We start from the raw sequence: 15240 nt of genomic DNA, 5'->3' as shown, positions 1-15240 counted from the left end.
TGAACAACCAGAATGATAAATTTTATTACCAATATGAAAATCTACAAAATTAATATAGCCCTGCTTATTGCAGGCAATTGCCTGCCTTTCTTTGCAGGAGCACAACACAAGCCTGCTAAATCTACTGTTGCCGTTCACCACACTGTTCAGCCGGGTACAAAACTGATTCCGCTGGATCCCTCGGTGCGTACCGGAAAGCTGGCGAATGGTTTTACCTATTATATCCGCCATAACAATGAGCCTGAGCACCGGGTAGTGATGTATCTTGCCAATAAAGTAGGATCTATCCTGGAAACAGATGAAGAGCAGGGACTCTCACATTTCCTGGAACATATGAGTTTTAATGGAACGGAGCACTTTCCTAAAAGTGAGCTGATCAATTATCTCCAGAAAGCCGGCGTCAGGTTTGGTGCCGATTTAAATGCCTACACCAGTTTTGATGAAACAGTTTATCAGTTGCCACTGCCCACAGATGATCCTGCGGTGATGAAAAATGGGCTGCAGATTATGCGCGATTGGGCACAAGGACTGACACTGGAGACTGCCGAGATTGAAAAGGAGCGCGGTGTGATTATGGAAGAAGAAAGGTTGGGTAGAGGTGCTGCGGACCGGATACTAAGACAAACCCTTCCGGTGATGGTAAACCACTCGCGTTATGCCTCACGTTTGCCTATCGGTAAAGCCGATGTGATTCTCCATTTTAAACCAGAAGTGATCCGCAATTATTACCATAAATGGTACCGTCCGGACCTGCAGGCTCTTATTATTGTAGGTGATATTGACGTGGCAAAAATGGAACAACTGGTGAGGCAAAAATTTGCTGACCTGAAAAGCCCGCCAAATGAAAAACCAAGGCTAAAATATAGTTCTTCCTTGACAGGAAAAAACCAGTTTCTTGCAATAACGGATAAAGAATTGACCAATACGGTGATAGAAGTTAATTGCAAGCATAAAGAGCAGAAAATTTATACGGAGACTGATTACCGCGCTTCACTACTGAAAAGTCTGTTCAACGGAATGCTGAGCAGGCGTTACATGGAATTATCCCGGCAAGCCAATCCTCCGTTTTTAGAAGGTGGTGCTGCAATTCGTGATGTTATGCCAGGGTTAGAAGCATTTAAACTTTATGTTAGCTGCAGGCCCGGAGAAGTGGAGAGTGGGTTTAAAGCGGTGTGGAGGGAAACGGCCAGACTGCAGCGGCTGGGCTTTTCTAAAACAGAGCTGGAGCGTTCCAAACGGGAGTATCTGAATGAGATGGAGGCGATGATGCAGGAAAAGGATAAAATGACGTCTGATACCTATGTAAATGCTTATCTGAACCATTTCCTTAACGGCGGGGCCACTCCTGGATTAAGCAAGCAAAATGAAATGATAAACCGGTTTATTCCTACAATTACGCTTGCGGAGGTAAATGCGCTAGCCAAAGAATATATCAGGGAAACCAACAGGGATATCATCGTAACTGCACCTGAAAAGGATAAGGCGACTTTACCGGCCGAGTCTGCTGTTTTAGCCTGGATAAGAGACGTTAATGCAGAAAAGATGGATGCTTTTAAAGACGATGTAAGCACTTTGCCCTTACTGGCCCATATGCCGGTACCCGGAAAAATTGTGAAAGAGGAGAAAGATGCCAAAACCGGACTTACTTTCCTTACCCTCAGCAATGGGGTAAATGTGATACTGAAGAAAACGAACTTCAAAAATGACGAGATTGTTTTCCAGGCTTTTACCAATGGGGGAACATCCTTATACAGTGATGCGGATTATGAAAGTGCGTCTAATGCCGCAAATATTATCTCTTCAGCAGGTGTGGGGAATTACAATGCCAGTCAGCTGGAAAAATATCTCTCAGGTAAACAAATGTCCGTTTTTCCTTTTATAGATGAGCGTACACAGGGTTTTATGGGAAATACAAATACCAAAGATATGGATAGTGCCTTTAGTCTGCTGTATGCCTACGCTACAGAACCCCGTAAAGATGAGCAGATTTTCAAAGGAATTATTTCCAATGCAAAAGCGGCTCTGGTGAACAAAGACGATGATCCTGAATCGGTTTTTAGCGATACAATGACCACAGTTTTGGGGAATTACAATATCCGCCGTACGCCTGCTAACCTGGAGAAGATTGCACAGATCAACCTTGATCGCGCATATTCTATATATAAGGAGAGATTTGCCAATGTAACGGGGATGAAATTTGTCCTTGTAGGGAATATAGACGAGGCGAAACTAAAGCCTTACCTGGAAAAATACATCGCTTCCCTTCCTGCAAACGGAACCATAGAGGCAGCAAAAAATCTGGACATCCATGTGCCTGAAGGCTTGATATCCAAAACAGTGTACGCTGGTAAGGAGGATAAGGCCATGGTTTACCTGGTTTTTTCTGGAAAGTTTGATTATGATTACGCGAGTACCCTGAAGATGCAGGCGCTAAAAGAAACTTTGGAAATCCGTTTACTGGAAAGACTTCGCGAGGAAGAAAGTGGGGTCTACTCTCCGGCTGCGGAAGTAAGCACCCGTAAATTACCTGATGGCAGATATGGTATATCTATCTATTTCGGCTGTTCACCTGCAAATGTAGAAAGGATGATTGCCTCTGCGGTGGATGAGGTTGAAAAGTTAAGGAAAGTTGGCCCGGCACCTGAAAACATTGAAAAGTTTAAGGCCGAAGACCTACATACGATGCAAACCATAATGAAAACGAATAATTTCTGGCTGGATTACCTGACCGGGCAACTCAGCAATGGAGAACCGCTGGACCAGATCAGTAACTATAACAAGCTCATCAAAGGAATGACTGCAAAAGAGGTAAAAGATATTGCAGATAAATACCTGACTGGCAAGAATTATATCAGATTGGTACTGCTGCCAGAATCGGTTAAAGCAAAATAATTTAAATTGACCGGGGAAATTAGTTCAGCTGGTTTAGCCCCCTATCTGTTAAGGTAGGGGGCTTTGGTTCAGATCCAGTATTTACTTCAATATTCGCTATGTGTTCCATCATTCGTTTTAAGCCGTCATGCTTGCTCAAACCTGCCGGATATAGTTGTTCATTGGCATCTTCAGTTTGTTTCTTGCAGTGGTGATGACCGTGGGCCGGCTACATATAGCCTTTCGGCAAAGATTTTTCCGGTGCTTTGGTTCCGCCGTTACCAGAACAGTCTTATTTGATAGTTCAGTATGGAAATTAAATTTCCATTGTTTATGAGCCTGTTTAAAATTAAATAAAAATTTATTTCGTATGTCAGTCTGAGCGCAGTAGAAGACCATTTCAACGCATTAATAAAAGCAATCCATTACGCTATCATTGACAGCCTCTAAACAAAAGTAATCATGATAAGGAGGAATGACGAAGCAATCTATCGTGCCCGTAGTCCTTGTCATAAAGATGGCTCCCTTGGCTGAAAAATGCCTTCTCGGTCTAGGAATAGCAGTTTGGTGCCTGTTGTAACTTTTAAAATGGTATTTTGTGGTTTATTAAGCTTATAGCTACGTTACAATAACTTTTGATAACAAAAGAAACGTAACCCGGGGCGCTTGGCCAGGCCGATTTCGCCACTAAACTGATAACCAAGTTTTGGGAACAGTGCCTGGGTGGCCATGTTTTTGCTGTTGGTGTCTACCCGTAAGATAGAGATGCCTGAGTCTTTTGCAACCTGTTCGGCTTGGTTCATTAAAGCTTTGGCAATGCCTTTGCCCTGGCAGTCAGGATCAACGGCTAAACGGTGCGTAACAATCGCTTTTTCGGTAATATCCCAACCAGCATCAGCATATTCGGGATCTTGATCTGTTGTAATTGCCGAGAAACCAACAATTTTATTTTCCAGTTCTGCAACCCACAATTGGCTAATTGTAATATCGTTTGCAAATACTTCGGGATTTGGATAATCATCTCCCCACTGGAAATTTCCGGCGGCACGCATTAAGGGGATAACCTTGCGTACCAGTTGCATCATGAATGGTATATCTTTCGTAACAGCTAATCTTAATATCATAAGTGCAAAGATAGGGAATGGGTTTCTTAGTTCAGTTGTTATTAGTTTGGCTGGCGTGAGGCCTGGCTGTAAAGTAGTTAATCGATAGCTATCACCAAATCCTAACCACTCCACGCTCGATTCTTCAAATCGGTTAATTGACTCCGGACTTCCGACTGTGGACTTCGGACTCATGACCGCAATCTTCATTAAATCTTCATCTTTCTATCTGATATTTGAGCATATTGCTCATCATGTAATTCCGGCTTTGAAATGGCTGTTAAGGAATTGTTTCCCTATTGTTTAATTCCGATTTTCATATTGTTAACCTAAGGTTAAACTTAATTTGATGTTAATATTGAGTTAACATTAAGACTGTTGTTTTGTGCCAAAATAAAACAACAAAAAATGAAATCACGTATACTATCCCTGGTAAGTATTCTTGTCCTCCTGATCACTTTTGCGCAGGCGCAGGTTACAACATCTAGTATTAATGGAAAGATTAAGGATAACAAAGGTATCATCCCTGGTGCAACCATTGTTATGGTACACGTTCCTACGGGAACAGTATCCAAAGGTTCTTCAAACGAGTCTGGGCTTTACCGCATCGGCAACTTAAATCCTGGTGGGCCATATAAAATCACCGTAACGTTTGTAGGTTATAGCCCTGTAGTAAAAGAAAATATTTATTTAACCCTTGGTTCGGATGTAAAACTTGATCTCGATCTACAGGAACAGGGTAATCAGTTGGCCGAGGTAAGTGTTAAAGGCCAAAAAGGCGGTACAAAATCTGGTGCGGGTACCAGTATTGGCGAAGGTCAGATTAAAACCCTGCCAACCATGAACCGCAGTTTGCAGGATGTTACCCGTGTAACACCTCAGGGCAGTAAAGACAATACTTTTGGTGGTACCAATTTCAGGTATAACAACGTAACCATAGATGGTGCAATCAATAACGATGCGATCGGTTTCAGCCCTTCATTGGGAGGACAAAGCGGAAGTTCTGGTATGCCGGGAAGCAGTACACGTACCAACCCGGTTTCGCTTGATGCGATCCAGGATGTTACCGTGCTACTTTCGCCTTACGATGTTAAAGTGGGTAACTTTTTAGGTGGTAGTATTAATGCCGTTACGCGTGGAGGTACCAATGAGGTAGTAGGTTCGGTTTACGGTTATGGCCGTAATGCTTCATTAATCGGTAGAAACAAAATTGGCGATAACAGCAAAGAGCCCTCAGCATTCCACGATTATCAAACCGGCTTCCGTGTGGGTTTCCCGATTATAAAAGATAAGTTATTCTTCTTTACCAACGAGGAGATTACCCGCCGTCAGGATCCGGTAATTTTAGGTGCAGGATCATCAGATATGAAATTGCTTACCTCAACTGAAGCACAGCAAATTTCTGACCGCATGAAAAATGCCTATGGAATTGATGCAGGCGCTTATGGCAATTACAATATCTATTCACAATCTAACAAATTCTTTAACCGCTTGGATTGGAACATCAGTGAAAGTACACAGTTAACCATCAGAAATAATACTATTATTTCAAAAGCAACGAACTTAGAACGAGATCAGTCTAACTTCAGATTTGGTGGTATCGATTTTAAACAGAACAATAACCAAACTTCAACGGTTGCCGATCTCAAAACCCGTTTTGGAAATTCAGCTACCAACAACTTAATTGTAGGTTATTCTACCGTTCACGATTACCGCGATCCGCTTTCTAATCCAGCTGTACCGCAAATCGAAATCGCTTCTAACGGTGGAACATTGTTTTTGGGTACCGACCGTGAGGCGAGTATCTTCAATATGAAACAAAATACTTTTGAGTTTACCGATAACTATACTTATAACACAGGTATCCATACGCTTACTGTTGGTACACACAACGAGTTTTACAAAATTAACTACGGTTTTGTAAACTCATGGAACGGCCGTGTAGCTTACAGCAGTGTTGTCGATTTCTTAGCTAACCAGCCAAACAGGGTACGTACAAGTTATAACTACGACGACAATAGTCGGGATAACATTATTGCAAACCCTACAGCAGAGTTTAATGTAAATATGTACAGCGTTTACGGACAGGATGAAATCCGCCTGGGCGATCGTTTTAAATTAACACCGGGTTTGCGTTTTGATATGGCAAACTTGCCCGACATGCCATCTTTAAGTTCAAAAACCACCAACTCTCCTGTTGATGCCAATTATGGTACAACATATACTTATACACAGCCATCATCAATTACCGGAAAATTCTTAAACAAAATCCAGATTTCTCCACGTGTGGGTTTTAATTTCGATGTATTGGGTAACCAAAGTTTGGTGATGCGTGGTGGTACCGGTTTATTTACCAGCCGTGTTCCTTTTGCCTGGATCGGTTATGCTTATTATAACAATGGGGTAAACTATGGTGCTTTTGATAAATCATATGTTTATACAAATGCAGATCCTACCAAAATCGTTACTCCGGCAGCAGGTTCAGATCCAATTAAAGATGCTTTAACGGGTAACGGTGAAGCAGGTTATGTGACTAAACAAGGTGTTAATGTTAAAGATGCAAGCGGCGCTACACAGGTAGATCTGGTTGATAATAACTTTAAAATGCCAAAAGCCTGGAGAAGTAACCTGGCTTTCGATTACAAAACCGACGACCAGTGGAAATTTACAGTTGAGGGAATCTTCAGTCAGGTAATCAAAGATGTGCAGTTCCAGCAGATCAACTATGTAGATAATCCAAAATACATGGTTTATGATACACAAAAACAACAGCCGATTTATTCAGGGACGAAAATCAATCCGTTGTATACCAACGCATATTTATTGTCGAATACAGATAAAGGCTATAAATATAGCTTAACTGCTCAGGTAAGTAAATCACTTCCTATCGGTTTAGATATGATGGTGGCCTACACCTATGGAAGATCGAAAGATATTGCCAACGGTATCCGTAACTCAATGGAGTCTAACTGGCAGTTAAACCAAGCACTTAGCCCAAATAATCCGGGTTTGGCTTATTCGAACTTCGATATCCGCAACAGGATTATTTCAACCATTAACTATAGATTGGATTGGGCTAAAAACGGTAAATATGTATCTAACTTATCATTATTCTTCAGCGGTCAGTCTGGTTCCCCATACTCATTGGGCTTAGTAAACACCAGGATCAATGGCACTGGACAAACCGTAAGTTTAATGTATGTACCTGCAGTAGGCGAAACACAGAAATTCTTTGCCAATACAGCTGATGGAATTGCTCAGGCAGCCGCATTTGATAACTACATCAACGGTGATAAATACCTAAGCAGCCGCCGTGGCGATTTTACAGAACGTAACGGTGCACGTACCCCTTGGAATGTTCAGGCTGATTTTCGTTTCTCGCAGGATTTACAAGTGGCCAAAGGAAAACACCCACATGTACTTACTTTAACCTATGATATCATTAACCTGACCAATTTGGTGAATAAAAATTGGGGAGTTCAGTATTTCTCTCCTAATACTTATAACTCTATGGCCAGTATGGGTATCAAAGTTGCGACTGCTGGAACACCAACCGCTTATCCGGTTTATACTTTTGCACAAAAAGATGTAACCTCTTATTCAAAAGATTTCTTTGCCTCACGCTACCAGATGCAATTAGGATTGAGATATAGCTTCTAATCTTTTTTAAATAATACCTAAAAACGGCCTGACTTAAAGAAAGTCAGGCCGTTTCTTGTTTAGCGGCGCGTATTCTTCATCATTAGGCGGCGAAGTTTATCTATTGTGTGCAGGAGATATTTCTGAATTGTTAAACATTATTTTTTTAATGATTTGATATTCAGGGTTAAATTGATAAAATGATCCAGCGTTTTAAAATGAAGATCCTTTTCTTAAATAATAATTAAATAAATTTTTGCATAAATAATTTAAAAGCGCTAATATTGCACTCCCAAAACGAACAAGGGTATTTAGCTGCAAAGTGTAAATAACCGCCGTTTTAGGAAACGACCAGCACTCCTTCTTAGCTCAGCTGGTTAGAGCATCTGACTGTTAATCAGAGGGTCGCTGGTTCGAGCCCAGCAGAGGGAGCTTAAACCCGCAACGAAAGTTGTGGGTTTTTTTATTTAAAGTTCATTTTGGACTAAAAATTTATGGATCAAGCGTAAAAGTTGGGGATTAATTCTAGGCGTAAATTTCGATAATCTGAATAAGAAGAATTTTACATTTCTCAATCCTCTAAATTGTGCCCTGAAAGCTTTTATTTTAGCGTTAAAAGGGATCAAGCACCGGATATAACAATTTATCAATTAACCTTGTATGTTCTGAAATTACTTGTCAGATAGGGGACGCTTTATCTTTGGCAAATATTTACCGAAATGTCCATGCTAGCGGCGATTTTATATGGGATACCAATAAAAATTGAGAAAGCGAGAATTGTATTATAAGGGGGAAATTCAAGGGAGATAGATACTTATAATCTCGTTAGGTAAAAACAAAACTTTATTATTGCCTCTTTTACAGAATGTATTGGATAAATTTGAGTATCATTGCGCTTAAAAAGCTGCAAATTTATATTAAAACAACGGTTGTATGTTTGTCAAACCTCTTGATAATGAAGCTGAAATACTTGCTGAAATAGCTAGAGGCGACAAGCTTGCTTTTGAAATTTTATTTAGAAATTACCATAAGTATGTTCTTGCATTCAGTAGAAAAATAACTCGTTCTGACGATTTAGCCAAAGAAATAGTTCAAGACGTTTTTTTGAAAATCTGGCTGGGTAGAGAAAAGCTAAAAGCACTGGAGACCTTTGGTGCCTATCTAAATACAATGGTACGTCATCATTGTTTCAATGCGCTTCGTCAGCTTTCTCAAAAGGTAAAATCTAATGAAGTCTTTAGATTAAAAGTTAGTAAATCAAGTGAGTCTACAGCGCAGGAGCTAGACTATCGTGAGGCTGAACAAATATTAAATCAGGCAGTTGAAACATTATCCCCTCAACAAAGAATGGTGTATATACTTTGTCATCAGCAAGGTATGAAATACGAAGAGGCTGCAATCAAAATGGGAATTTCTCCCCAGACCGTTCATGCTTATATGAAGGATGCACTTAAAAAGATCAGGGCACATTTCAAAAAACATGCAATGGAATACACCGTTTTTATTCTCAGTCTTTTCAGGTCTTAGCTGAAGGCTCTTCATCGTCAATTAAAATCACTTATTGACCTCATTTAGGTGCATAAAAATTTATTAAAAAATAATCGGCTGTAAAACAGGATGTTGTGTATTTTATTTTTTTAAGATACCCCGTCGGGATAGAGTTATGGGTCAATGTTATTAAAAGGTTAAATTACCTTTAATACAACGATAATATTGATATGAATGAACAATACACGGATTCACGAATTACTTAAACTATATCTTGATGATTCTGCTTCGGATTTAGAACAGTCGGAATTATGGGATTATGTTAATAACCCATTTTATGATGCTGAATTAAAGCACCTGATTGGTCAGGCATTTGATCAGCAGGTTGATGGCGTTGAACTTACTGAACAGGAACAACAAAATTTCCTGGATTTTATCTATGCTATAGATAAACCCGTCACCAGGCGATTTATAAAATCCTGGCCTCTTCTGACAGGAATTGCTGCTGCAATTGCTTTAGTGGTTTTAGGCGTTTTCTTCTTTAACTATAGAAATAATGGGCATGCTTACAGTGAGGTTTTAGCAGCACAGAACAGGATACCTGGAACTTTTGATGCGACCTTAACTTTAGCAAATGGTAAAAAAATCAAACTTTCTGATGCTACAAATGGAGAAATTGCTAAAGAGGCCGGCATCAGCGTAACCAAAACAGCAGATGGGCAACTTGTTTATGAAATCAAAGGAAAAACAGGAGCCGCAGAGAATATAAATACACTAAGTACAGCAAAAGGAGAAACCTATATATTAACATTACCAGATAAAAGTAAAGTTTGGCTTAACGCCGCTTCTATTATCACTTACTCTACCACTTTTAGGGAGCATGGGGTTCGGAAGGTAAAACTTGAAGGTGAAGCCTACTTTGAAATTTCTAAGGACAAAACACACCCTTTCATTGTGCAAACCGCTAAACAGGAAGTAGAAGTCTTGGGAACCCACTTTAATATAAATAGTTACCATGACGAGCCGGCGACCGCTACAACCCTATTGGAAGGTTCAGTAAAAGTTAAGGCAGGGAAGGTGTATAAGGTCATTAAGCCTGGCCAGCAAGCGATTAATAATCAAGGGTCTATTGCTGTTCAGCAAGTTGATGTAGACAATGTATTGGATTGGAAAAATGGAGATTTTTACCTGAACCATATCGCATTTAAAACAGCTATGAGGAAGATTGCAAGATGGTATGACATGGAAGTCATTTATGATGATACAGTGCCTGACAACATGGAGTCTGGCGGATGGATCTCAAGAGACAAGCCTCTCTCATCAGTGCTGAAGTCGATTGAATCCTCTGGCTTGGTAAAGTTTAAGGTAGTGGGTCGAAAAATTTACGTGACAGAATAATTTAAATTGGAAGATATGAAAAGATACATTTTATTGATTATGATTTACCAAATGGCATTTTCTGCCTTTGCGCAGGATAGCCACCCGGTTTCCTGGGAAATTAGCAGCGAAAAAGTTGCGCCTTTAACCTATCAGATTAAGCTACATGCTACGGTAAAGGAACCTTACCACATTTACCCTCAAGGTGCCGCCGGGGGGATGGGAATGCCTACTGAATTTTTGTTCGATCCAAACGAAAATGTAGAATTCGTTGGTGAGATGGAGGAGAAAGGCGAAGAGCAGAAGGATGAAGAACGCTTGTCCTACTATTCAAAAGGGGTGACTTTTACGCAGACCCTTAAATTGAAGTCAGAACAGAAGACCGCATTAAGCTTCACCATTAAATTCATGGCCTGTACCAAACAAATGTGTCTTCCACCATCTAAAAAGCAATTTAAGCTGGACTTAGATGATCAAGGGGCGAATATTGCAGCTCCAAATACAGAGGGATCTGCTGTTTCATCGAGCAAACAGGCTGGTTCTTTTAAATATGAGGATTTTAAGATGGCGAACATGGATGGTGAAATGATTTCCTCTAAAGACATCACCTCAAAAAGTAAATATACTTTTATCGATTTTTGGGCCAGTTGGTGTGCGCCATGCAGGGCTCAGGGTCGTGAATTAATCCCGATATACAGGCAATATAAAGCGAAGGGTTTTGAGGTTATCGCAGTCTCACTAGATACAGATGCCAAAGCCTGGAAGAAAGCCACAGAAGCGGATGGATATACCTGGACAAATTTAAGTGATGGGAAGGGATTTGAATCTGCGCTTAGCAAGAAGTACAATATTGTAGCCATTCCACGAAATCTGTTGATTGATCAAGATGGGAACATTATCGCGATGGATTTGCACGGAAAAGAATTGGAAGCGAAACTTTCTGAATTATTTAAGAACTAAAAAATGATGTAATAAACCTGAATTTTCACCTAAACCAACCAACCATGCAGAAAAATTTACCATAGTATCTTGAAGAAAGAACCAGTCCCAACCATGTTGGAACTGGAACAGCTTGGAATTAACTAAATGTCAACTACAGTACCCTGCCCGTCGAAAGTTAGAGCGCTGTAATCAACCAAACTAAACAAATGTATAAAATTTCTAACAGATACAGGGGGGCTTACAAACCCCTCTGTTCTAAACTCGTGCTCATTATGCGATTAACCACCGTACTATTAATAGCATCTATTTTGCAGGTCAGTGCTTCTTCATTCGGTCAGCAAATTACCATCAACCGGAAAAATGCTTCTTTAGAGTCTCTTTTAAAAGAAATCAGATCGCAAAGCAGTTACGATTTCTTTTACGATGGGAAGATCATTCCTAAAAATAAGCCTGTTGATGTAAGCTTTAAAAATGTCGACATCAATGAGGCCATGAAAAACGTGTTGGCTGGCTCTGGGCTTTCCTACACAATCGAAGGCAAGATTGTCACCATTAAAAAACTAACTCAACCGAGCATGATTGATCGGATCAAATCGGCTTTTGAGCAAATAGATATTCGCGGAAAGGTTGTCGACGAAAATAGAAAACCCTTATTCGGGGCTTCGGTATTTGTTGAAGATTCCCGTAAAAGGACAACTACCAACGAAAAAGGGGAGTTCTTTTTGCAGGATGTAAGTGATAATCTAACCATAACTATCGCTTATGTAGGCTACCAGCCTATCGAACGTCCAGCAGCGCGTAACTTAGGGACAATACAGATGGAGCTTGCTACAAGCAATTTGGAAGAAGTAGAAATTAAATTTAATACAGGATATCAGCAAATTTCAAGGGAGCGGAGTACGGGTTCGTTTTCTAAACCTGATCTTGACATCATGAAAAATCGCTCAGGAAGCGCTAGCATCCTTTCTAGGCTCGACGGATTAGTGCCCGGATTAGTTGTGAATAATGCCCCAAGTTCAACTCAGAACCCATTTCTGATCCGTGGCTTAGCGACAATTGGCCTTTATGACTCTTTTGGCAACCCAACTTCGGGCGGAGCGAGCCGCGGACCTCTAATTGTTGTTGATGGTTTACCTCAGGATAACGTTTCAGCGATCAATACGCAGGATGTCGAGGATGTAACTGTCTTAAAAGATGCTACCGCGGCTTCTATATGGGGAACGCGGGCAGCAAACGGAGTTATAGTAATTACTACAAAAAAAGGTAAAGCCGGAGAACAGTTGAAATTTGAATATGACGGCTTTGTCAATTTCCAGGGTAAACCTGATCTCGATTACCTACAGCGCTTGAACAGCAAACAGTTTATTCAGGCGGCTAACGAGGTATTTGAGGAAAGCAAACTCAAGTATCCCTTTAGTCAGGCCTCAATAATGGATGCACTGAGGCCGCATCAGGTCATTCAGTACAATAACCTGCTTTCTCCTGCACAAAAGAGTAAAAGTCTGGACAGCCTGGCCTCAATAGACAACCGCTCGCAGGTCAAAGATTTGTTTTACCGTAACGCCATGCTGACCAATCAGACCCTGTCAGCATCCGGAGGCAGTAAAGCATATTCCTTTTATGGATCAGCAAGCTACACAGGAACAAGATCAAATCAACCCGGTCAAAAAGATGATTTGTACAAATTTAACTTTCGCCAGGATCTTGAGCTTAATAAAAGAGTTTCAATTTTTTTAATAACTGACATCAGTAATAACCTTAATTCTTCACTGAACGACATTGATTTAAGCACTAACCTGGTACCCTACCAATTGTTTGAAGATTCAAATGGTAATCCGCTTACAGTTAATCATATGGGGCAATACGAAGGTCTCGGATACAGCGATGTCAGACGCCTAAATTATCAAAACCGGAGTGGGATCAACCTGGAGTACAGTCCCCTGAACGAACGCAAAATGGGATACAACAAAAGTGAGCAGGTATATAGCAGGATTGTTGGCGGAGGAACCGTAAAGATACTTAAGAACCTAAGATTTGAAGGTAATTATGGCTATAATATCTTATCTGGTAACAGCACTAATTTTCTGGATGCGGGATCCTATGCGGTGCGCAGAGAATTGCTGAACTTTACCGTTGCATTGCCAGGCGAAGCACCGGTTTATTACCTCCCTTCCTCTGGTGGCAGGCTAACAGAAACTAACCTGTACCAAAAGAATTACTCCCTTCGTAACCAGCTTGTTTTTGATCAAAACTGGGGCAAACACCAAGTTACAGTTCTTGGAGGTCAGGAGGCAACCTCACAGTTTGGGCGATCAACCCGAAATATAGTAAGGGGCTGGGACGATAAATTGCAAACGGGCCAGCCGATCGATTACAAAATGTTGAACGAGGGACTTGAAGAAAATACGATCACCAATGCCTCGACTTTTTTAGCTGAAAATTTTACCGGAGGGCAATCCCCGGTGATCAGAACGAGTTCATATTACGCAAACCTTAGTTACAGTTTTCTCGGCCGCTACACCCTGAACGGAAGCTGGAGAAATGACCAAAGTAACCTCTTCGGTACGGACAAGTCTGCACAGAACAGGCCTGTTTGGAGTATTGGGGGTAAATGGCTGCTTGGTGAGGAAACCTTTATGAAGCGCATTACTTGGTTGTCACGTTTAGACTTGAGAGCTACATATGGTATCGCAGGAAATGCTCCTCAGCCAGGAACCGCTGCTTCCTACGACATCTTAAACCCTGCCTCCGGCCCATATTATGTTACCGGTAGAGGTTTACTTATCGGTACGCCTGGCAATGACAAGCTAAGCTGGGAAAGTACAGTAATCAAGAATGCGGGCGTTGATTTTGCATTGTTTCAAGGAAGATTAATCGGCTCGGTTGAGGGATATATAAAAAATACAACAGATTTACTAGGCAATTTGCCGGTAAGTCCATTTTCCGGCTACAATACCGTAATCGGGAATCTTGGAGCCATTGATAATAAAGGATTTGAAGTCAGTTTGACATCTGTAAATGTGGTGTCTAAGGATTTTTCTTGGAATACGGGCTTTACCCTTGGATATAACAAAAGCAAAGTGAAACGTCTTTCTCTGTTAGGAAATATCACAACCGGCACAGAGATGATCAGTCAGCGTTATGTAGAAGGTTACCCTGCTTTTGCGCAATTTGCGTTTGATTATGTTGGGCTTAATAACCAAGGTAACCCACAGATAAGACTTGCCGATGGCACGATCACAACCGATCCGGAGATCAATACCGTAGCAGACGTAAAATATATGGGTACCACTCAGCCGGTTTGGGCTGGGGGTCTTTCTAATGCTTTCAACTTTAAAGGTTTGTCCCTCGATATCAATCTGGTTTACAACCTCGGCCATGTCATGATGAAAGATGTAAATGGATTTTGGAGCGAGCCGATATACAACAATGTGCACAGTGATTTTGCCAACAGATGGAAAGTCCCTGGCGATGAAAAGACAACAGATATACCACGTTATATTGCTGATAGTGGGGATAATAGCGAAAGAAATCTTCAATACTATACAGCTGCCAATACCAACGTTTTTGATGCTTCATTTGTAAAAGTCAGAGACATCACACTTGCCTATCGTCTTTCTCAACAGATAGCTAATAGTTTGAAGTTGCGGGGAATTACATTTCGTGCGCAGCTGTCGAATTTAATGCTCTGGAAAGCAAATAAATTTGGAATAGATCCGGAATTCCAGAACGCCAGTATTTATGGATCCAGCAGAACGGTACGCACAGGTCAGGGTACAATTACTTTGGGTGCACATGTTTCATTTTAGATTTTAAAGAA

The 15240-nt window shown here is 40.9% G+C and carries 7 protein-coding genes and 1 tRNA gene; 7 read left to right on the top strand and 1 reads right to left on the bottom strand.

Going from position 1 to position 15240, the window contains the following annotated elements; all coding sequences use genetic code 11:
- The first annotated feature begins 33 nt into the window (after positions 1–33).
- On the top strand, positions 34–2892 hold the full coding sequence (locus tag BLR60_RS20970) for a M16 family metallopeptidase (protein WP_090503543.1): 2859 nt from the start codon (positions 34–36) through the stop codon (positions 2890–2892).
- A gap of 602 nt (positions 2893–3494) precedes the next feature.
- On the opposite strand, the gene BLR60_RS20960 is transcribed toward BLR60_RS20970, so the two are convergent.
- The gene (locus BLR60_RS20960) at positions 3495–3995 is read right to left on the bottom strand and encodes a GNAT family N-acetyltransferase (protein ID WP_090503538.1); all 501 of its coding nucleotides are present in this window, start codon (positions 3993–3995) and stop codon (positions 3495–3497) included.
- Positions 3996–4382: 387 nt separating this feature from the next.
- Between BLR60_RS20960 and BLR60_RS20955 the strand changes: the two genes are divergently transcribed.
- From BLR60_RS20955 to BLR60_RS20930, 6 genes are all read left to right on the top strand, one after another.
- Complete coding sequence (locus BLR60_RS20955; protein WP_090503536.1) at positions 4383–7634, top strand: TonB-dependent receptor; 3252 nt, start codon at positions 4383–4385, stop codon at positions 7632–7634.
- A gap of 337 nt (positions 7635–7971) precedes the next feature.
- Positions 7972–8045 (top strand) — tRNA-Asn (locus BLR60_RS20950).
- A 501-nt stretch (positions 8046–8546) separates the two neighbouring features.
- Positions 8547–9140, top strand: a complete 594-nt coding sequence (locus BLR60_RS20945; protein WP_090503533.1) for an RNA polymerase sigma factor — start codon at positions 8547–8549, stop codon at positions 9138–9140.
- A 195-nt stretch (positions 9141–9335) separates the two neighbouring features.
- Positions 9336–10499: a FecR family protein gene (locus BLR60_RS20940; protein WP_090503530.1), complete on the top strand. Its 1164-nt coding sequence runs from the start codon at positions 9336–9338 to the stop codon at positions 10497–10499.
- A gap of 15 nt (positions 10500–10514) precedes the next feature.
- A complete protein-coding gene (locus tag BLR60_RS20935) occupies positions 10515–11438 on the top strand; it encodes a peroxiredoxin family protein (protein WP_090503528.1) in 924 nt (307 codons plus the stop codon).
- Positions 11439–11692: 254 nt separating this feature from the next.
- Positions 11693–15229 (top strand): SusC/RagA family TonB-linked outer membrane protein, encoded by a 3537-nt coding sequence (locus tag BLR60_RS20930; protein WP_167354798.1) that lies wholly within the window; start codon positions 11693–11695, stop codon positions 15227–15229.
- Positions 15230–15240 lie beyond the last annotated feature (11 nt).

The organism is Pedobacter terrae (assembly GCF_900100705.1).
In the GTDB taxonomy this organism is placed as follows: domain Bacteria; phylum Bacteroidota; class Bacteroidia; order Sphingobacteriales; family Sphingobacteriaceae; genus Pedobacter; species Pedobacter terrae.
The sequence above is the reverse complement of the archived record's forward strand: the minus strand, read 5'-3'. Positions and strand labels throughout refer to the sequence as shown.